The organism is Actinomadura luzonensis, from assembly GCF_022664455.2.
Classification (GTDB): domain Bacteria; phylum Actinomycetota; class Actinomycetes; order Streptosporangiales; family Streptosporangiaceae; genus Nonomuraea; species Nonomuraea luzonensis.
In genome coordinates this window covers 429,846-448,557 of the sequence record NZ_JAKRKC020000001.1, presented here as the reverse complement: position 1 = coordinate 448,557, position 18,712 = coordinate 429,846, and the positions used below count along the sequence as shown (strand labels likewise).

The 18,712-nt window shown below is 73.6% G+C and carries 18 protein-coding genes; 9 read left to right on the top strand and 9 right to left on the bottom strand.

Annotated elements, in window-relative coordinates:
* Window positions 1-205 precede the first annotated feature (205 nt).
* The 3 genes from MF672_RS02180 to MF672_RS02170 are packed head-to-tail and all read left to right on the top strand — an operon-like array spanning window position 206 to window position 2,157.
* Window positions 206-1,141 carry a DNA topoisomerase IB gene (locus MF672_RS02180; protein ID WP_242376081.1) on the top strand — a complete coding sequence of 312 codons (936 nt, stop codon included), beginning with the start codon at window positions 206-208 and terminating at the stop codon, window positions 1,139-1,141.
* Between the two features lie 43 nt (window positions 1,142-1,184).
* Window positions 1,185-1,433, top strand: a complete 249-nt coding sequence (locus tag MF672_RS02175) for a BON domain-containing protein (protein WP_242376080.1) — start codon at window positions 1,185-1,187, stop codon at window positions 1,431-1,433.
* Window positions 1,426-2,157, top strand: a complete 732-nt coding sequence (locus tag MF672_RS02170) for a metallophosphoesterase family protein (RefSeq protein WP_242376078.1) — start codon at window positions 1,426-1,428, stop codon at window positions 2,155-2,157. Before MF672_RS02175 ends, MF672_RS02170 begins: the two co-directional genes overlap by 8 nt.
* A gap of 20 nt (window positions 2,158-2,177) precedes the next feature.
* Here the strand turns inward: MF672_RS02170 and MF672_RS02165 are convergent, their stop codons facing one another.
* On the bottom strand, window positions 2,178-3,959 hold the full coding sequence (locus MF672_RS02165; RefSeq protein ID WP_242376077.1) for a PP2C family protein-serine/threonine phosphatase: 1,782 nt from the start codon (window positions 3,957-3,959) through the stop codon (window positions 2,178-2,180).
* Window positions 3,960-4,103: 144 nt separating this feature from the next.
* Window positions 4,104-4,253, bottom strand: a complete 150-nt coding sequence (locus MF672_RS02160) for a GPGG-motif small membrane protein (RefSeq protein ID WP_020543887.1) — start codon at window positions 4,251-4,253, stop codon at window positions 4,104-4,106.
* 70 nt (window positions 4,254-4,323) lie between these two features.
* On the opposite strand from MF672_RS02160, the gene MF672_RS02155 reads away from it, so the two are divergent.
* A complete protein-coding gene (locus tag MF672_RS02155) occupies window positions 4,324-5,277 on the top strand; it encodes a TIGR03557 family F420-dependent LLM class oxidoreductase (RefSeq protein ID WP_242376076.1) in 954 nt (317 codons plus the stop codon).
* Here MF672_RS02155 and secA2 read toward each other — a convergent pair whose 3' ends face one another.
* From secA2 to MF672_RS02140, 3 genes are all read right to left on the bottom strand, one after another.
* Window positions 5,278-7,479, bottom strand: coding sequence for an accessory Sec system translocase SecA2 (gene secA2, locus MF672_RS02150; RefSeq protein WP_242376075.1), 2,202 nt, complete (start codon window positions 7,477-7,479; stop codon window positions 5,278-5,280). It abuts the gene before it with no gap.
* Window positions 7,480-7,617: 138 nt separating this feature from the next.
* Complete coding sequence (locus MF672_RS02145) at window positions 7,618-8,508, bottom strand: DMT family transporter (RefSeq protein ID WP_242376073.1); 891 nt, start codon at window positions 8,506-8,508, stop codon at window positions 7,618-7,620.
* 159 nt (window positions 8,509-8,667) lie between these two features.
* Entirely contained in the window at window positions 8,668-9,483 is an 816-nt protein-coding gene (locus MF672_RS02140) for an SAM-dependent methyltransferase (protein WP_242376072.1), read from the bottom strand.
* A gap of 180 nt (window positions 9,484-9,663) precedes the next feature.
* Between MF672_RS02140 and MF672_RS02135 the strand changes: the two genes are divergently transcribed.
* The 3 genes from MF672_RS02135 to MF672_RS02125 all read left to right on the top strand — a co-directional run bounded on the left by MF672_RS02135 (window position 9,664) and on the right by MF672_RS02125 (window position 11,713).
* Window positions 9,664-10,008, top strand: coding sequence for a PRC-barrel domain-containing protein (locus tag MF672_RS02135; protein WP_242376071.1), 345 nt, complete (start codon window positions 9,664-9,666; stop codon window positions 10,006-10,008).
* Window positions 10,009-10,139: 131 nt separating this feature from the next.
* Complete coding sequence (locus MF672_RS02130) at window positions 10,140-10,517, top strand: VOC family protein (RefSeq protein ID WP_242376070.1); 378 nt, start codon at window positions 10,140-10,142, stop codon at window positions 10,515-10,517.
* A gap of 260 nt (window positions 10,518-10,777) precedes the next feature.
* Window positions 10,778-11,713, top strand: a complete 936-nt coding sequence (locus MF672_RS02125) for a DMT family protein (protein ID WP_242376069.1) — start codon at window positions 10,778-10,780, stop codon at window positions 11,711-11,713.
* Here the strand turns inward: MF672_RS02125 and MF672_RS02120 are convergent.
* Window positions 11,688-12,866, bottom strand: coding sequence for an FAD-dependent monooxygenase (locus tag MF672_RS02120; RefSeq protein ID WP_242376067.1), 1,179 nt, complete (start codon window positions 12,864-12,866; stop codon window positions 11,688-11,690). The genes MF672_RS02125 and MF672_RS02120 overlap by 26 nt on opposite strands.
* Window positions 12,867-12,951: 85 nt before the next feature.
* Here MF672_RS02120 and MF672_RS02115 point away from each other — a divergent pair, with 85 nt between their 5' ends.
* Entirely contained in the window at window positions 12,952-13,545 is a 594-nt protein-coding gene (locus MF672_RS02115) for a TetR/AcrR family transcriptional regulator (RefSeq protein ID WP_242376065.1), read from the top strand.
* Window positions 13,546-13,548: 3 nt separating this feature from the next.
* On the opposite strand, the gene MF672_RS02110 is transcribed toward MF672_RS02115, so the two are convergent.
* From MF672_RS02110 to MF672_RS02100, 3 genes are all read right to left on the bottom strand, one after another.
* A complete protein-coding gene (locus tag MF672_RS02110) occupies window positions 13,549-14,181 on the bottom strand; it encodes a VOC family protein (protein ID WP_242376064.1) in 633 nt (210 codons plus the stop codon).
* A 111-nt stretch (window positions 14,182-14,292) separates the two neighbouring features.
* A complete protein-coding gene (locus MF672_RS02105) occupies window positions 14,293-16,797 on the bottom strand; it encodes an nSTAND1 domain-containing NTPase (RefSeq protein ID WP_247815142.1) in 2,505 nt (834 codons plus the stop codon).
* A 21-nt stretch (window positions 16,798-16,818) separates the two neighbouring features.
* Complete coding sequence (locus MF672_RS02100) at window positions 16,819-17,400, bottom strand: GNAT family N-acetyltransferase (protein WP_242382657.1); 582 nt, start codon at window positions 17,398-17,400, stop codon at window positions 16,819-16,821.
* Between the two features lie 106 nt (window positions 17,401-17,506).
* Between MF672_RS02100 and MF672_RS02095 the strand changes: the two genes are divergently transcribed.
* Window positions 17,507-18,709, top strand: coding sequence for an acyl-CoA dehydrogenase family protein (locus MF672_RS02095; protein ID WP_242382655.1), 1,203 nt, complete (start codon window positions 17,507-17,509; stop codon window positions 18,707-18,709).
* Window positions 18,710-18,712: the final 3 nt, after the last annotated feature.

The window sequence follows — 18,712 nt, the reverse complement described above, 5'->3', positions numbered from 1 at the left end:
TCGCGAGGGGTCGCCGGCACCATGGCGTGGCCCCTTGCGGACCGTTCCTCGTGCCAATCTCCTCTATCAGACATGTCCGCTCACCTGCCCGTCCTGTTTGTCGCCTAACGTGCTGGGTAGCCCGCCCCTCGTGCCCGAGCTGCATCCGAGTGACCACAGTGAGCCGGGGATCGTCCGGCGACGGCGGGGTCGCGGGTTCAGTTACGTGGACCCCGACGGCGGCCCCGTCCGCGACCCCGAGACGCTGGCCCGCATCAAGGCGCTGGCGATCCCGCCGGCCTGGACCGACGTGTGGATCTGCACCGACCCCTCCGGCCATCTCCAGGCCGTCGGCACGGACTCGGCGGGCCGCCTGCAGTACCGCTACCACGACCTGTGGCGCGAGCAGCAGGACCGCGCCAAGTTCGACCGGGTGCTGGAGGTGGCCGAGCGGCTGCCCGCGTTCCGCAAGACCGTGGACGAGCAGCTCCAGGGCCGCGGCCTGACCAGGGAGCGGGTCCTCGCCACCGCCGCCCGGCTGCTCGACATCGGCTTCTTCCGCATCGGCGGCGAGAGCTACGACAGCTACGGCCTGGCGACGCTGCGGATGGAGCACCTGACCTTCGCCAAGGGCTACGTGATCTTCTCCTACCAGGCCAAGGGCGACATCCCGCGCGAGGTCGAGGTGGCCGACCCGGCGGCCTGCGCGGTGCTGCGCTCGCTGAAGCGCTCCGGCGGCGAGGGCGAGCTGCTGCGCTACCGGCGGCGCGACGGCGGCTGGGCCGACATCCGCAGCGAGGACATCAACGACTACCTCCGCGAGGTCATCGGCTGGGAGGTCACCGCCAAGGACTTCCGCACCTGGCACGCGACGGTGCTGGCGGCCGTCGGGCTGGCGGTGTCCCGGCCGGCGGTCAGCGAGGGGCCGACCAAGAAGAAGAGGGCGATCACCCGCGTGATGCGGGAGGTCTCCGAGTACCTGGGCAACACCCCCACCGTGGCCCGGACGTCGTACGTGGACCCGCGCGTGGTCGAGGCGTACGACCAGGGCCGGACGATCGCGGGCGCCCTGACCGAGCTCGGCGCGGACGCCGACTTCGGCCAGCTCGCCACCGCGGGGCCGGTGGAACGGGCGGTCATCGACCTGATTCACACCGTTTGATCCGTTTCTGCCCGGGCACGCGACGACAGAGTAAGGAGGCGAGATGGAAGCTCCGCAGTACGTCGCGGCCCGCGTCCAGCAGGCGCTGGCCGAGGACGGACGCACCCACGAGCTGGGCATCCGCGTGGACATCCGTGGCGACCAGCTCTTCCTGCGCGGTCAGGTGAGCGGGGCCGAGCAGCGCGAGCGGCTCGGCCAGGTGGCCCACGAGGCCGCGCCGGACCTGCGCGTGCACAACGAGATCATGGTCGTGGAGGTCACCGAGCCGGGAGAGGATGAGCACCTTGACTGAACTGCGCATCGCGGCCGTCGGAGACATCCACCTGGGCGAGGACGTGCGCGGCCAGTACCGCAAGCGCCTGGAGGGCATCGAGGACCGCGCCGACGTGTTCATGCTGGCCGGTGACCTGACCCGGCACGGCACCCTGGAGGAGGGCCGGCTGGTGGCCGACGAGCTGCGCGGCCTGCCCATCCCCACCGTGGCCGTGCTGGGCAACCACGACTACCACTCCGACCTGCAGTACGAGATCGCGGCCGCGCTCCGCGACGCCGGCGTGATCGTGCTCCACGACGACGGCGTGGTCATCCAGTGCGGCGACACCAAGCTGGGCGTGGTCGGCGGCAAGGGCTTCGGCGGCGGGTACGCGGGCAAGTGCGCGAGCGAGTTCGGCGAGCGCGAGATCAAGAACTTCGTGGCCCACACCCGCTACATCGCCGAGGCGTGGAAGGTGTCGCTGAAGGAGATGACCGCCGACCTCAAGGTGGTGCTCTCCCACTACTCCCCGATCAAGGAGACGCTGGAGGGCGAGCCGCCGGAGATCTACCCCTTCCTCGGCAGCTACCTCCTGGCCGAGGCGGTCGACACGGCCGGCGCCGACCTGATCCTGCACGGGCACGCGCACAAGGGGCGCGAGAAGGGCATGACGCCGGGCGGCATCCGGGTGCGCAACGTCGCGCTGCCGGTGCTCGGCCGCGCCTACGCGGTCTACTGCCTGGGCGAGAACGGCTCCTGCTGACCCCCGCCCCCCGCATCAGCTCAGAGCACCCGCGCCGCGAGGACGCACACGTCGTCCTCGGCGCTGTCCCCGCCGAGCCGCCGCAGCAGGCAGTCGATCATCTCCTCGGGATCGTCGCCGACGCAGAAGTGCGCGGCCTGGACCAGGGCGGCGATCCCCTCCTCCAGGTCCGCGCCGCGCCGCTCGACGACGCCGTCGGTGTAGAGCACGAGCACGTCGCCCGGTTCGAGCCGGGTCAGCGTGGTCCGGTACTCGGCGGCGTCGAACGCGCCGAGGATCATGCCGGGCTGCCCGCTCAGCGGCTCGGCCCGGCCGTCCCTGATGAGCAGCGGCGTGGGGTGGCCGGCGTTGGTCCAGCAGTACGTGCGCTCCCGCGGGTCGAAGTGCCCGATGATCGCGGTGCCCGTCACGGTGACGCCCTCGTTGCCGTGCACGATGAGGTCGTTCAGCCAGGTGGTGAGCTGCCCGGCGGACGCGCCGGTGTAGGCCAGCCCGGCCAGCCCCGAGCGCATCTGGAGCATGATGCTGGTCGCGGTCAGGCCGTGGCCCATCGCGTCGCCGATGCAGAGCAGCACCCGGCCGTCCGGGATGTGCCGGGTCTTGAACCAGTCGCCGCCGAGCCGCGCCAGGTGCTCGCCGGGCAGGTAGCGCACGCCGACGGTCAGGTTCGGCAGGTGGACCAGGCCGCGCCGCAGCGGCAGGATCGTGTTCTGGAGCTGCACGGTGACCCGGTGCTCCTCCTCGGCGCGGCGGCGCTGGGAGAGGGTCTGCTCATGGGCCACGGCGAGGGCGCGTTCCCTGCGGCGGCTCCTGGTGACGTCCTGGGCCAGGCAGCGCACCTTGACCGGCAGGCCGTCGCCGTCCAGGATCGGCTCGCTGAGGATGCTCAGGTGGCGCACGCCGTGCCGGTGCTGGATGCGGTACTCGGTCTCGACCGCCTCGCGGTACTGCAGCAGCGAGCGCATCTGGTCCTCGACGATCGGCAGGTCCTCCGGCACCACCACGCTCGGCAGGTCCTCCAGCGCCATGGGGCCGTCGGCGCGGTCGCGGCCGAACATCTCATACATCTGAGGCGTCCAGAGCGTGCGCTCGGTGGCCAGGTTCCACTCGCCCCAGCCCAGCTCGGCCAGGCGCTGGGCGCGTTCCCAGCCGGAGACCAGCAGCTCCTCGTCGTCGAGCTGCCGCCAGGTGACCAGCAGGCCGTCCTCGACGCGGGCCGCGCGCACGCTGAGCGTGGCCGGCCAGAGCAGGTAGTCCACGACCTCCACGAACTCCATCGGCTCGCGGTGCACCGGCTCGCCGCTCTCGTAGACCCCGATGTAGTCGTCGACGAGGCCGGAGCCGGCCACGCCGGGGCTCGCGGCCATGAGCCGGCGGCCGGACAGCTCGTCCGCCGTGATGCCGGCGGGGGTCCTGGCGTGCCGGTTGGCGGCCAGGATGCGGAAGTCGACGACCCGGCCGGCGTCGTCCGTGACGGGGGTGAGGTACATGGCCGAGGCGTGCACGGCCTCCAGCATGCTGCGCACCCACACGGGGACGTCCTGGGGCGCAGGCGGCTCCTCGTGCGGGCGTTCGATGCCCTTGGCGACCTCGACCAGGTCGAGGCCGCTGTGCTGGGCCATCCTGGCGAGCTGCTCGGCGGCCTCGCCCGGTCGGATGTTCATCTCGGTGGCGAGCCGTGCCGTGGCCTCGTCGAGGATGGCCTCGTTGCGCATGCGGTGCCGCAGCCTGGCGAGCTGCTCACGCACTCGCGCCGTGGCCGCTCCGGTCTCGTAGCGGCCGAACGGCGGATACTTGCTCACTCACCTCTCATGCCCGAAGTGACGGCCAAGAGGTGCACTGCACACGATATTTCAGCAAAACAAACATGATGGAACCGCTGGGCCGTTCTCGAAGACCGGCCCAGCGGCACTGGTCGGATGGAGCTGTGCGGGCGGACGACGCCCCTAGACATTGAAGATGCTGACGCCACCCGGGCCGACCAGGAACCCGAGGACGATGAGCACGATCCCCCAGAGAAGGTCGCGCCGGGCCAGGATCACATAGATCCCGGCGATGACGAGGATTACCGCGATGATCCAGAGCAAAGTAGCCATGAGCCCATCACTGCCCTCAGCCGCGACCCCATAACATGTTTTTCCCCGCCTTAAGGGGCAGGGGAGATTTATGACGACTTTCGGCTATTTCCTGTCGAGTGAGGAGCACGGCCCGAAGGAACTGGTGCGCCAGGCCAAGGCCGCGGAACGCGCCGGCTTCGAGGCCCTGTGGATCTCCGACCACTTCCACCCCTGGCTGGACGAGCAGGGCCAGGCCCCGTTCGTCTGGTCGGTGATCGGCGCCCTGGCCGAGGCCACGTCCCTGCCGATCACCACCGCCGTGACCTGCCCCCTGGTCCGCACCCACCCGGTCATCATCGCGCACGCCGCCGCCACCAGCGCGGCGCTGACCGGCGGGCGCTTCCGGCTCGGCGTGGGCACCGGCGAGGCGCTGAACGAGCACGTCGTCGACTCCCGCTGGCCCCCGCTCGCCGAGCGGCTGGACATGCTGGAGGAGGCCGTCGAGATCATGCGCGAGCTGTTCACCGGCAAGCTCGTGACGCACCGCGGCCGCCACTACAACGTCGACACCGCCCGCCTCTACACGCTGCCGGACGAGCCGGCCCCCATCCTCATGTCCGGCTTCGGCGAGAAGTCGACCGAGCTGGCCGGGCGCATCGCCGACGGCTACATCACCACCATGCCGGACGCCGACGCGGTCAAGCGCTACCGCGACGCCGGCGGCGCCGGCAAGCCGGTCTGCGGCGGCCTCAAGGCGTGCTACGCCGCCGACGAGGCCACGGCCCGCAAGACCGTGCACCGCCTGTGGCCCACCCAGGGCATCAAGGGCGAGGCCTCGCAGCTCCTGCCGCTGCCGCGGCACTTCGAGCAGCTCGCCGAGATGGTGAGCGAGGACGACGCCGTCGGCGGCAGCCCCGTCGGGCCCGACCCCGAGACGCACGTCCAGGCCATCCGGCAGTACGTGGACGCCGGCTTCGACGAGGTCTACGTCAGCCAGATCGGCCAGGACCAGGACGCCTTCTTCGACTTCTACGCCCGCGAGGTGCTGCCCCGCGTGCGCTGATCAGCCGCGGCGGGCGGCGTTCTTGACCCGCCGCAGGATGCGGTCCCACTCGGTGCCGAACGGGTTGTCCTGCACCAGGTAGGTCCACGTCGCCGACGGCCGCTTCAGGTCCGGCTCCGGAGACTCGAACGCCTCCAGCGAACGCCGCTCCACCTCGGCCAGCAGCGCCTTGTACTCCGCCACCGCCTCGCGGTGGAACTCGTCGACGGGCGACATCCGGCCGAGCGCCCGCAGGTGGATGCCCTCGCGGAGGTCCTGCAGGAAGGCCAGGTGCTCGGTCCAGCAGGTGTCGATGGCGTGCAGCACGATCTGCCGGGCCGTCTCGTCCCGGGTGTCCTCGGGCAGCTCCGCCCAGCGCCCGGGATCGGCCTTCTCCAGCGCCCTGGAGGCGGCGTCGCCGTGCAGCACCTTGTCGCGCCACTCCAGGATCAGCTCGCGCTGCTGCTCCAGCAGCCGGGTGTAGCGCCAGGTGTTGCGGTGGATCTCCAGGTTGACGCCCTCGGCCACGCGCTGGGCGTGCCCCACCAGGTACGCCCCGCGCCGGTGCCGCACGATGCCGTCGGGGTCGGCCGCGGGCGGGCGCTCGTCGGGGACGAACTGGGTGATGAGGTCGTCCTGCATGCTGACGAAGAACACCGAGCCGCCGGGGTCGCCCTGGCGGCCGGCCCGGCCGCGGAGCTGGTCGTCCAGGCGGCTGCTGGCGTGCCGGCCGGAGCCGATGACGTACAGGCCGCCCAGCTCGGCCACGCCGTCGCCGAGCCGGATGTCGGTGCCGCGCCCGGCCATCTGGGTGGAGACCGTGATCGCGTCGCGCTCGCCGGCGCGCGCGATGATCGACGCCTCCTCGGCGTCGTTCTTGGCGTTGAGCACGACCGGCTCCATGCCGCGCCGCTGGAGCAGCTTGGCGAGGTTCTCCGACTCGGCCACGTCGAGCGTGCCGATGAGGATGGGCCGGCCGGTGGCGTGGACCTCCTGGATCTCCTCCACCAGCGCCGCGTCCTTGTCGGGCCCGGTCGGGTAGACGCGGTCGGGCTCGTCGTTCCGCACGCAGGGCCGGTTGGGCGGGATCACCGCGACCTTCAGCCCGTAGAACTCGCCGAGCTGCTCGCTGACCGCGACCGCCGTGCCGGTCATGCCGCAGATCTGAGGGTAGCGGCGGATGAGGCCCTGCACGGTGATCGAGTCGAGGATCTCGCCCTTCTCGCTCGGCGGCAGCGCCTCCTTGGCCTCGACGGCCGCCTGCAGGCCGTTGGGCCAGCGCTGGAGCACCGCCACCCGGCCGCGCGAGGGGTTGATGAGCTGCACCTTGCCGTCGCGCACGATGTAGTCGACGTCGCGGGTCAGCAGCGCGTGGGCGTGCAGGGCGAGGTTGAGCTCGATGAGCGCGCCCGGCTCGTTCTCGTCGTAGAGCTCGACGCCGAGCAGGTTCTCGACGCTGTCGGCGCCCTTCTGCGTCAGGTAGACGTTGCGGGCCTGCTCGTCGATCTCGTAGTGGTAGCCGCGGACGAGCTGCCTGACCAGCGCCGCCATCTCCGGCACCGCGTCGCCGGGGTCGGCCGCGCCGGCCATCACCAGCGGCACGCGGGCCTCGTCCACCAGGACGGAGTCGGCCTCGTCGATCACCGCGACCTCGGGGGCCGGCACGATGATCTCGGCGGCGTCGGTGCGCAGCCGGTCGCGCAGCACGTCGAAGCCGATCTCGCTGACCGGCCCGTACGTCACGTCCTTCGCGTACGCCGCCCGCCGCTCCTCCGGCGTGGAGTTCTGGTCGATCCAGCCCACGCTGACGCCCAGCGCCTCGTAGAACGGCGCCATCCACTCGGCGTCGCGCCTGGCCAGGTAGTCGTTGACGGAGATGACGTGCACCCGCTTGCCCTGCAGCGCGTAGCCGGCCGCGGCCATCGCGCCCGACAGGGTCTTGCCCTCGCCGGTCGCCATCTCGGCCACCTTGCCGTCGAGCAGCGCGAGCGTGCCGAGGAGCTGCACGTCGTACGGGCGCAGCCCGAGCGTGCGGTCGGCGGCCTCGCGCGCCACCGCGCAGAACCCGGCCAGGTCGTCCATGCCGGGCCGGGGCAGCTCGGCGAGCTCCTTGACCCGCTCGGCGCGCTCGCCGGCCGCCTTGACGACCTTCTGGTAGGGGGTCAGGGGAACGCCGCCCGGACGGTCCAGGAGGTTCCTGAAAATTCCCTTGAGTGAGGCCACAGTTCCTCCAACGCACGCTTCGCCGACACCGTTCCCCCGATGGCGGGGTGGGAGCGCAGCGACGGCACGGCACGCGCCGCCGTACCGGACCTTAACCCATGTCGCGGCCCGCGCCGTCACACCGCTCCCGGGCCCGCCTCAGCCGGTCTCGGGCCGGGCCGCGAGCACCGCCACCGCGGCCAGCAGCAACGCGCACCCGCACCAGGCCACGGGCGTCAGCCGCTCCCCGAACACCAGCACGCCGAGCAGCGCCGCGCCCACCGCCTCGCCCAGTGAGATGATCGAGACGGTGGTGGCGCGGAGCGCGGTCAGCGCGCGGAAGAACAGCCCGTACGCCAGCGCCGTCGGCACCGCGCCCAGGTAGAGCAGCAGCGCCGCCGAGGCCAGGCTCAGCTCCGGCGCCACGCGGCCGGTCAGGGCGAACGGCGCCAGGCAGAGCGCGGCCACGACGAAGCCGCCGATCGCCGTCCCCGCCGGGTCGTCGCGGTGGTGCCGGGAGAACAGCGTCACGCCGGCGTACCCGGCGGCCGAGACCAGCGCGAGGCCGATCCCGGCGACCGAGGCGCGCGCCTGCGTCGCGCTCTCGGCGGTGAGCAGGACCAGCCCGGCCAGCGCGGCGGCCAGCGAGCCGAGCGCGAGCCCGCCGAGCCGCTCGCGCAGCAGGAAGCGGCTGCCCAGCGCGGCGAAGACGGGCGTGGCGCCCATGGTGACGACCGTCGCGGTCGCGACGCCCGCGTGCGCGATCGCGGCGAAGTACGCCGTCTGGTAGACGGCCATCCCGGCCCCGACCGGCAGGATCCGCCAGCCGAGCCGGCGGGGGAGCCGGTGGGGGAGCCGGTGGGGGAGCGCGGCGCGGGGGGTGAGGGCGAGCAGGAACGCGGCGCCGAGCAGGTAGCGCCACAGGGACACGCCGACGGGGCCGAGCCCGCCGGTCTCGAACAGGAGGGAGCCGGCCGCGCCGCCGGTGCCCCAGGCGGTGGCGGCCACGGACACGTACAGGGCGCCCCGCCGGGCGGTGACATGGGTCATGACAGGAGCTCTCCGGAGGAGGTGGTGGAAAGGGGCCCGTACGCGGGCAGCAACCACCCCCGGACCGGTCAGGCCCGGAGAACTCAGGAGAGGCCGCCCGCTAGCGGGCGGGCGGCGGGGAGCAGATCAGACGTCGCGGCACGAGCCCCACCCTAGCGCCTACGGCTTGCGGGCGACGCCGCCGAGCAGCAGCTCCTCCCAGGGAGCGAGCGGCCCGGGCACCCGCTCGTCGGGCCGCCACTCGGGGAAGTGCACCACCCCGGGCTCCTCCAGCACCAGGCCGTCGAAGTAGGCCGCGATGGCCTCGGGCTCGCGGAAGTAGCCGGTGCCCATCGTGGCCTGGAGCAGCACCTCCAGGGCCTTGGCCTGCGGGCTGGGGGAGGCCATGAAGTTGGAGACGGCCAGGTAGCTGCCGCTCGGCAGCGCCGCCATGTAGCGGCGGACCAGGCCGTGCGGGTCCTCGTCGTCGGAGAACAGGTGCAGCAGGCCGATGGCCATGATCGCGGTGGGCTGCGCCAGGTCGATGAGCCGGGTCAGTGACGGGTGGCCGAGCACGGCGGCGACGTCGCGGGCGTCGGCGGTGATCGCGTCCGCGTACGGGTTGCCCTTCATGATCGCGCGGGCGTGCGGCTCGACCATGGGGTCGAGGTCGACGTACACGACCCGGCAGCGCGGGTCGGCGAACTGGGCGACCTCGTGCGTGTTCTCCACGGTGGGCAGCCCCGCGCCGAGGTCGACGATCTGGCGGATGCCGGCCTCGCGCACCAGGAAGTCCACGACCCGGCCGATGAACGCGCGGTTGCACCAGACCAGGTCCACAACCTCGGGGACGGCGTCCTTCAGCCTGCGGGCCACGGAGCGGTCGGAGGCGAAGTTCTCCAGGCCGCCGAGCAGGGCGTCGTGCACCCGGGCGACGCTCGGCCGCGAGGGGTCCACGCCTGGTGGAGCCCATTCCTGGGCGCTGTCGAGACTCACCTGACCCCCTTGTCACGGTCGGTCCGATGCGCGGATCGTATCCGCCCCTGGCGCTCCGACGTGCCTCTGACGGTCGTTTGTCAGGAGAGTCAGGCTTTGCCGCGCGTTTAGGGGTTCGTGACCGGGTAGAGGACACGAGCCCGAGGAACGAGACCACGGAAGAGAGAGGATGAGCTTCCCATGGAGCTCTGGGACTATCGACCTGAAGTCTACGACCGAGGCCAGAGCCTGGACCTGGTGGGCTACCACGTGCAGGCGACGGACGGCAAGATCGGGTCCGTCGACGAGGCGACGTACGAGGTCGGCGAGAGCTACATCATCGTCGACACCGGCCCCTGGATCTTCGGTAAGAAGGTCATGCTCCCGGCGCAGACCGTCACGAGCATCGACCCTCAGGAGCGCAACGTCTACGTCGCGCGCACCAAGGCCGAGATCAAGGACGCGCCCGAGTTCGACGAGGGCAGGTTCAAGGAGCCCGAGTACCGGGCCCGCCTTGGGGACTACTACGGCGGGTTTCCGCGGTAACTCCTGACACGCCGCAAGAGAAGGGCCGTGCCCCGGTGTGGGCGCGGCCCTTCGCCTTTCCGTTTTCCGTGTTCCGTGTTCCGTGACGTACCTGACAAAAGGTGGCAGGTACGGCTGGAAGGCTGACGGACATGACGACGAAGGCGAAGCTCCTCGCGGTCAGCCTCGACTGCCCGGAGCCCAAGAAGCTGGCCGAGTTCTACCACGAGATCACCGGCTGGGAGATCACCTACGCGACGGACGAGTACGCCGCCGTGAGCGACGGCGACGGCCTCAACATCTACTTCGGGCAGCTCCCCGAGCGCGAGGCCGTGACCTGGCCCAGCCCGAACAAGCAGTTCCACCTCGACTTCCGGGTGCCGGACGTGGAGAAGGCGGCGGCCGAGTACGTCGAGCTGGGCGCCACCCGGCCCGACTTCCAGCCCGGGGTGACGGAGGAGGGGGTGCGCTGGATCGTCCTCCAGGACCCGGCCGGCCACGCCTTCTGCGTCTGCCCCGAGCCCTCCTGACCCCTCCACCTCCTCGCAACACGGAAGGGCCGGGCGTGGGGCGGCGCTTCGCCTCCGTCCCTTCAGGAGACCCGGGCGTGGGGCGGTTCTCGGCCTCGCGTCCTCTCGGGGGGCCGGGCATACTCCTAGGGGAAGATGTCCGTGCAGGTGGCAGGCGATATCTAGGCAATGATCCGCCTAAAGTATGATTCGTCCGCTCCGCGCGCCTCCTAAGCTGGAGCAATGCTCGTGGAAGGATCCGTACCCCTGCGTGGGCGCCCATGACCTGGGCCGGCTTGATCATCGCCCTGGTGGGAGCGCTGGGCTACGCGCTCGGCGCCGCCCTGCAGCAGTACGAGGCCGTGACCGAGGGCGCCTCGCTCAAGCTGGTGCGCCGCCCCCGCTGGTGGATCGGCGGCGTCATCGGCTTCACCGGCGCCTGCCTGCACGCCGTGGCGCTCAGCCTCGCCCCGCTGGTGGTGGTGCAGCCGATCAGCGTGGCGACGCTGGTGTTCGCCGTGCCGCTGGCCGCGTTCATGTACGGGCGCCGGCCCTACAAGGCGGAGATCCTCGGCTCGCTCGCGGTCGCGGTGGGCCTGCTGTGGCTCATGCTGCTGGTTCCCGAGCACGACGTGACGCCTCACCTGGGCGACGGCGCCGCGCTCGGGTTCCTGGCGGTGATCGGCGGGATCGTGCTGGTCACGCAGGTGGCGGCGGCCCGCATGCACGGCCCGGGGCGGGCCATGGCGCTGTCGGTCGGGGCCGGCGTGGTCACCGCGAGCGTGTCGACGTTCGTGCGGGTCGTGGGCGGCGGGCTGGAGGGCGACTGGGGGCGGCTCGTCCACTGGTTCACCCTGGCCGTGCCGGTGCTGCTGGTGTGCGCCGTGGTGCTGCTGCAGCGCTCGTACGCGGTGGGCTACTTCGGCATCGCGTACGCCGGCGTGCAGGTCATCGACCCGATCACCTCGGTGCTGGCCGGGGCGCTGCTGCTCGGCGAGCCGCTGCCGACCAGCCCGGGCACGGCCGTGCCCGCCGTGCTGGCGGCGGCGCTGACCATCGGCGGCACCGTCACGCTGGGCCGCCTGGCCCCCGACCACAGCCGTCCGGCCGCGCAGCTCCCGGCCTCGCCCGGCGCTCAGGCCGCCGCCCCCGGTTCCCCGGCCACCGCCTCCGGTTCCCCGGCCACCGCGATCACGGCCGCCTCGGACGCGAGCTGACCACCCCGCCGGGCGCCGCCTCCTGCCCCGGCGGACGCCAGCCCAGCACCTCGTCCAGCGAGCGCACCAGCAGGTCCGGCACCAGCCGCGTGCCCAGTGACACCGCCGCGTCCCGCAGCCCCGCGACGAGCGGGTTGCGCACCTTGGTGACCCGGCAGACGGCCCACGAGCGCCGCACCATCTTCCGCGTCCGCGCCAGTCGCGCCGCCGTGTAGGCGGCCGGTCCGCCGGAACCGGCCACGTGTGCCAGCACCACCGCGTCCTCGATGGCCTGGCAGGCGCCCTGGCCGAGATTCGGGGTCATCGCGTGGGCCGCGTCGCCGACCAGCACGGCCCTGCCTCGGTGGTAGGCGGGCAGCGGCTCGGCCAGGTGGTGGACGTCGCTGCGGATGATCAGCGCGGGGTCGGCCGCCCGCAGCAGCGCCGGGATCGGGTCGTGCCAGCCGCCGAACCTGCGGATCAGCTCCGCCCGCTCGTCGCCGCCCGCCAGGCCCGGGGGTGACACGTCGGTGGCGTAGACGTAGACGAGGTCGCCGGCCAGCAGGTTCACCCCGAACACCAGGCCCCTGCCCCAGCTCTCGGTGCTGCGGATCTCCAGCTCGCCCCGGGGCACGAGGCCGCGCCAGGCCGTCACCCCCGAGTACGCCGGCCCGGGATGCCGGGGGAACAACGCCTGCCGGGTGCGGGAGCGGATGCCGTCCGCGCCCACCACCAGGTCGGCCCGCAGCTCCTCGCCGGCCTCGGTCCTGACCACGCCGCCTTCGGGGTCCACCTCGCTCACGCCGATGCCGAGGCGCAGGGCGTCCGGGCCGATCGCGTCGGTCAGGACCTCCATCAGCGTGGCCCGCAGCAACACGACCACCGAGTCGTCGTAGCGGCCCTCGGCGGCCTCGGGGGTGGTGTGCGTGAGCCACCGCCCGTCGGCGCGCTTGATCCCCACCTGGCCCTGCACCCGGGACAACGCCCGGACGCGGTCGCCGAGGCCGAGCGTGTCGAGCGCCTTGAGGGCGTTGGCCGCGATCGCCAGCCCGGAGCCCACCGGCTCGATCGCGGCGGCGCGTTCCAGCACGGTCACCTCCCACCCTTGTCGTCGCAGCGCGACCGCGCTGGTCAGCCCGCCGATCCCGGCTCCCACGACCACAGCTTGCGGCATGTCAGCGCCTCCCGTTCACTACGTCTGTAGTGTCAGCGTACTACGCCTGTAGTCCGGTCGCACTACCGCTGTAGTATCGACTCCCGTGAAGCGCTCCGACCTCGTCGCCGACACCGCCATCGCCCTGCTGGCCGAACGCGGCATGCGCGGCCTCACCCACCGGGCGGTGGACGAGGCGGCGGGCCTGCCGCCCGGCTCCACGTCCAACTTGGCCCGCACCCGGGCGGCGCTGCTGGAGCTGACCCTCGCCCGGCTGACCGAGCTGGAGGCGGCGGTCCTGAAGGCGGCGGTGCCCGGCCTTGCACCCGGCGGCGCACCCGGCCCCGCGACCGGCGGCGAGCCGGTGGACCGGGCCGAGGTGTCCCGGCTGCTCGCCGGGGCGCTGCACGTGCAGTTCGGCGACCGCGGGCGCACGCTCGCCCGCTACGAGCTGGCCCTGGAGGCCACCCGCCGCCCCGAGCTGCGCGCGATCTACGACCGCGCGGGCCGCCGCTTCCGCGACCCCGCCGTGGCGCTGCTGACCGCGCTGGGCTCGGCCGACCCGGCGCGGCACGCCCGGCAGCTCGTGGCCTTCGCCGAGGGCCTGATGTTCGACGCGATCGCCGGCGCCGGCGCCACCCCCACCCTGGGCGAGCTGGAGCAGGCCGTCCAGGACCTGCTGGCGGGCATGCTGCGCTGAGTTCTACGGCTGAAGCCCGCTCCCGCCGAGCGTGACGTTCCCGTAGCGGCCCGCGAGCACCGCGACCAGGCGCGGCGCCGCCTCCCGCGCCAGGCGGGCGTCGGTCACGCCGACCGCCGCCAGGTCCGCGCGCAGCGGCTCGACGTCCGGGGCGGCGAGGGTCAGCGACACCAGCTCGGCCTGCGGCAGGTCGTTCTCGGTCGGGTGCCGGGCCGCGCCCCAGCCGATGAGGAACGGCACCAGCCCGGCCCGCTGCGGCGGGGTGAGCCGCCAGGCCAGCAGGTCGCCGGACGGGGTGCGGCGCGACATGTCACGCGGCTCGCCCGGGTCGTACCCGCGGGCGCGGGCCGCCGCGACGGCGGCGTCGATGTCCTCGACCGCGATCGCCCAGGTCACCAGCGTGGCCTCGGTCAGCTCGTCGATCAGGAACGGCCGCGGCCCGGCCGGCGCCCGCTGCTCCGGGTCCGGCCCGATGACCTCCAGGTAGCTCCGGCCGCCGAGCCCGACGAGGCGGTTGCGGGTGCCGAGCCCCGGGTGCCGCCCGCCCTCGGCGGTCCGGACGCCGAGCCGCCGCTCCAGCTCGGCGACGGTGGCGTCCAGGTCGGGGGTGGCGTACACGAGATGGTCGAGCCTCATGCCGGCCATTGTGCCGGTCCTGCTCGCCGGGCCTGCTCGCCGGGCCTGCTCGCCGGGCCGTGCGGGCGGGCCGTGCGGGCGGGCCGTGCGGGCGGGCCGGACGGCGGGGGTTCAGCAGGTCGGGCGGTAGGGCAGCTCAGGGAGGTGCCTGGCCCACTCCTGCGGGGACAGCGGGCCGTAACGGGCGCAGACGTGCGCGGCGGGATCGCGGGGCGGCGGCGCCGGCTCCAGGTCGAGCGTGAGGACGACGCCGCGCCCGGCCAGCACCCGCAGCAGCCGCCCGTCGGGCGTGAACACGGCCCGCGCCGGCCGGTCCGCACCCGACGCGGGCACCGCCCGCTCGGCGACCAGCCACGGGATCGACCCGAGCCGCCACACCCGGACCCGCTCGTCGTCCGTCGCGGCCAGCAGCCGCCCGTCGGGGCTGAAACGCAGGTACGCGGGCGAGGGACGTAATCGGGGCGCGTCGGCCGGCACGCCGTCCAGGCCGTACACCTGGATGCCGCTCTCCTCGGCGATCGCCACCCGGCGGCCGTCCGGCGCGAACGCCGTGTACTCCCACGGCATCCGGTCCAGCCAGGCCGCCGGCGTCGCCCGGCCGTCCCGCCTCAGCTGCGAACGGCGGCCCGCGAACACCAGCGCCACCCGGTCGGCCGGGCCGACCACCGCGTACTCGCCGACGAAGGCCGCCCGGCGCGCCCGCAGGTCCCACGCCCACCGCTCGCCCGACTGCCGGGCCGCCGCGAACAGCAGCCCGCCGCCCGGGCTGAACCACGCCGCCTGCTCGCCGGGCGCGCCCAGCCCCCGCCCGAACGGCGGCCCGACGGCGGGGGAGCCCGGCGTCCACAGGTACGAGCGGTCCACGCCGACCAGCGCCAGCGTCCGCCCGTCCGGGGACCAGGCCAGCGCCCGGACGCTCTGCTCCGGCCCCGCCGTACGGGCCAGCTCGCGGCCGGTCGCCACGTCGTACACCCGGAGCGTGTCCTCCTCCAGCGCGGCCAGCAGCGCCCCGTCGCCGCTCACGGCGTGCAGCGTGCGCGGCCCCGCCGCCGGGTCGGCGAACGCCGCCACCGCCGGGTCCACCGCCGCCATCGCCCGCCGGACCTCGGGAACGGCCGGCGCCAGCCGCCAGGCGGCCAGGCTCAGCCGCCGCGCGGTCACCGGGTCGGCGGGGCGCACCTGCTCCGCCCGCGAGGCCGCGACCTTCGCCATCGCCAGCTCCAGGCGGGCCTCGGCCGCGCCGCGCTGCGCCAGCGCCTGCCCGAGGCCGAGGGCCAGCACCAGGGGCAGCAGCGCGGCCACGGCGGTCCAGCGCCGGCGGGCCCGGCGGGTGCGGCGGCGGCTCCGCGTGAGGGCCGCGTCCAGGAAGGACTGCTCGCCCGCGCTCAGCGTCACCCGCCGCCGCCCGCCGGCCGCCCAGGCCAGCGCCCGCTCCAGCGGCTCGCCGCGCAGCAGCTCGGCCTCCCGCCGGCCGCCCGCCTCCCACCGCCGGGCGGCGCCCGCCAGCTCCCGGTGCACGGCGAGGCCGTCCCGCTCGCCGTCCAGCCACTCCCGCAGCCGCGGCCAGGCCCGGGGAAGAGCGGCACAACCGATCCCGACCGTGCCCCCGACCGCGTCCCCGGCCGTGCCCCCGGCCGTGCCGGGCTGTTCCGTGAGCAGGCCCGCCGCGGCGAACGCGGCCAGCACGCGGCCGATGGCCGCCGCCTCCTCCTCGCCCCGGCCCGCCACCAGGTCGCCGCGGGCCGCCGAGGCGACCGTGCCGGGCTCGGGCCCGGCCAGGCGCAGGAACACCTCGGGCACCAGGTCCTGCTCGGCCGGGTCGAGCCGCCGGTAGACGGCCTCGGCACGGTCGCCGAGCGGCGGGTCGTCCACCGGCTCGGGAGGCAGCAGCCGGCCCTGCTGGGACTGGGGGACGTCGAGCAGGGACAGCAGGAGCTGCCGGGCGGGCGGACGGCGGTCGGGGTCGCGGTGCAGGGCGGCGGCCACCAGGGCGCGGAGCGGGCGGTCCAGGCGCTCGCCGCCGTCGGAGGGGCGGTCGGGCCCGTAGGCGGCGAAGAGCATCAGCCGGCCCCAGGCGGACACGTCCCCGGCCGCTCCGCCCTCGTCCTCAGGGGTGGCGCCGCGGGTGGACAGGGGGCCGGCCCGCGGCGCGCGGCCGTCGTGGACGCGATCCTGGGGATCGGCGGGAGCGGGGAGGGGTGGGGTGAGGCCGAGGCCGGTGAGGCGGGGGCCCTCGGCGCCCAGCACGATCCGGTCCGGCGTCAGCCCCCCGTGCACCGTCCCCGCCTCGTGCACCGCCGCCAGCGCCGTGACCGTGGCGGCGGCCAGCCGGTAGAGGTCGTCCCCCGCGTACGGCCCGTGCCGCGCCACCACCTGCCGCAGCGTCGGCCCCGGCACGTACTCGCTGACCAGGTAGGGCGGTTCCGCCTCGGGGCAGGCGGCGACGACGGCGGCGACCGAGAGCGAGCGCACCCGGCGGGCGGCCGCGACGTCGCCCAGGGCGGGCGCGGCGAGCGCGTACCGCTCGCCCGCCTCGTCGTACGCCTCGTGGACGGCGACCCGTCCGCCGCCGTCGAGCCGCGCGCCGAGGCAGTAGCCGCCCAGCCGGTCAGTCATGCGGGATGGGACGCCGCCTCTCTACGAGCGGTTCAGCAGCCGGGCCCGGTGCTCCGGCCACTCCTCTTCGAGGATGCCGAAAACGACGGTGTCGCGCCAGGTGCCGTCGGGGCGCTCGCGGTGCCGCCGCAGCGTGCCCTCGTGCACGCCGCCGATGCGCCTGATGGCGTTCTGCGAGCGCACGTTGAGCACGTCGGTCTTGAGCAGGACGCGGTTGTACCCGAGGGCGAAGGCGTGCTCGACGAGCAGCAGCTTGCAGGCGGTGTTGACGGCGGTGCGCCAGACCGCGCGGCCGTACCAGGTCCAGCCGATCTCGACGCTGGCCTCGAACCCGGGCACGTCGGCGTAGGTCGTCCAGCCGACGGCCCGGCCGCTGTCCTTGGGCACCACGGCGAACGGGACGTGCCGGTCGTCGTGGATGAGCGCGAGCGCGGTCTTGCCCAGCTCCTCCTCGTCGCGCGGCGTGGCGACCGGCAGCCATCGCCACACCTCGTCGTCCCCGCCACCGGCGGCGAACAGGTCGGGGACGTGGGCGAGCGTGAGCGGTTCGAGCCGGACGACGTCGTTCTCGAGCACCACGGGGTCGGGGAGCTTCTTGGTCATGACGGTCACTCTAGGTGGCGAGGATTGTCGCGATGATGACCACATGACGGTTTTTGTGAGAGACCACCTGTCGACAGTCATACCGGCCGGTCGGTAGGCTCACCGCATGGACTTCGCCTATGACAAAGTCACCGAGGACCTGCGCGAGCGCCTGCTCCGCTTCATGGACGAGTGCGTCTACCCGGCCGAGTCCGCCTTCGAGGAACAGGCGGCCACCAGTGGCTGGAGCGCCCCGCCGCTGCTCGACGACCTGAAGGACGAGGCCAGGAAGCGCGGCCTGTGGAACCTGTTCCTGCCCGGCGAGCACGGCGCCGGGCTGACGAACCTCCAGTACGCCCCGCTGGCCGAGATCATGGGCCGGAGTCCGTCCATCGCGCCGGTGGCCACCAACTGCGCGGCCCCCGACACCGGCAACATGGAGGTGTTGTCGATGTTCGGCAGCGAGTGGCAGCGCAAGGAATGGCTGCGACCGCTGCTCGACGGCGAGATCCGCTCGGCGTTCGCGATGACCGAGCCCGAGGTGGCCTCCTCCGACGCCACCAACATCGCCACCTCCATCGTCCGCGACGGCGACGAGTACGTCATCAACGGCCGCAAGTGGTTCATCACCGGCGCGATGAACCCCAACTGCAAGATCTTCATCGTCATGGGCAAGACCGACCCCGACGCGCCCAAGCACCGCCAGCAGAGCATGATCCTGGTGCCGCGCGACACCCCCGGCCTGCGGGCCGAGCGGGGGATGCAGGTCTTCGGCTACACCGACGCCGACCACGGCGGCCACGCGGAGGTCGTCTTCGAGGACGTCCGCGTCCCGGTGGCCAACCTCATCGGCGAGGAGGGCGGCGGCTTCGCCATCGCCCAGGCCCGCCTCGGCCCCGGCCGCATCCACCACTGCATGCGCCTCATCGGCATGGCCGAGCGGGCGGTCGAGCTGATGTGCCGGCGCGCCCTGTCGCGCACCGCCTTCGGCAAGCCGGTCGCCCAGCAGGGCGTCATCCAGGACTGGATCGCCGAGTCCCGCATCAGGATCGAGCAGCTCCGGCTGCTCGTGCTCAAGACCGCCTGGCTCATGGACACCGCGGGCAACCAGGGCGCCCACACCGAGATCCAGGCCATCAAGATCGCCACCCCGATCGCCGTGGAGTGGATCCTCGACAAGGCCGTGCAGGTGCACGGCGCGGGCGGCGTCTCCCAGGACTTCCCGCTGGCCGCCCTCTGGGCGGGCGCCCGCTCCCTGCGCCTCGCCGACGGCCCCGACGAGGTGCACAAGCGCTCCCTGGCCTATCGCGAGCTGAAGAAGTGGATGTAGTCG

Excerpts from the sequence above, each read along its gene's own strand:
- MF672_RS02175 (WP_242376080.1), top strand. The coding sequence starts at position 1,185 with ATGGAAGCTCCGCAGTACGTCGCGGCCCGCGTCCAGCAGGCGCTGGCC.
- MF672_RS02160 (WP_020543887.1), bottom strand. The coding sequence starts at position 4,253 with ATGGCTACTTTGCTCTGGATCATCGCGGTAATCCTCGTCATCGCCGGG.
- MF672_RS02155 (WP_242376076.1), top strand. The coding sequence starts at position 4,324 with ATGACGACTTTCGGCTATTTCCTGTCGAGTGAGGAGCACGGCCCGAAG.
- MF672_RS02145 (WP_242376073.1), bottom strand. The coding sequence starts at position 8,508 with ATGACCCATGTCACCGCCCGGCGGGGCGCCCTGTACGTGTCCGTGGCC.
- MF672_RS02135 (WP_242376071.1), top strand. The coding sequence starts at position 9,664 with ATGGAGCTCTGGGACTATCGACCTGAAGTCTACGACCGAGGCCAGAGC.
- MF672_RS02130 (WP_242376070.1), top strand. The coding sequence starts at position 10,140 with ATGACGACGAAGGCGAAGCTCCTCGCGGTCAGCCTCGACTGCCCGGAG.
- MF672_RS02125 (WP_242376069.1), top strand. The coding sequence starts at position 10,778 with ATGACCTGGGCCGGCTTGATCATCGCCCTGGTGGGAGCGCTGGGCTAC.
- MF672_RS02120 (WP_242376067.1), bottom strand. The coding sequence starts at position 12,866 with ATGCCGCAAGCTGTGGTCGTGGGAGCCGGGATCGGCGGGCTGACCAGC.
- MF672_RS02110 (WP_242376064.1), bottom strand. The coding sequence starts at position 14,181 with ATGAGGCTCGACCATCTCGTGTACGCCACCCCCGACCTGGACGCCACC.
- MF672_RS02105 (WP_247815142.1), bottom strand. The coding sequence starts at position 16,797 with ATGACTGACCGGCTGGGCGGCTACTGCCTCGGCGCGCGGCTCGACGGC.
- MF672_RS02100 (WP_242382657.1), bottom strand. The coding sequence starts at position 17,400 with ATGACCAAGAAGCTCCCCGACCCCGTGGTGCTCGAGAACGACGTCGTC.
- MF672_RS02095 (WP_242382655.1), top strand. The coding sequence starts at position 17,507 with ATGGACTTCGCCTATGACAAAGTCACCGAGGACCTGCGCGAGCGCCTG.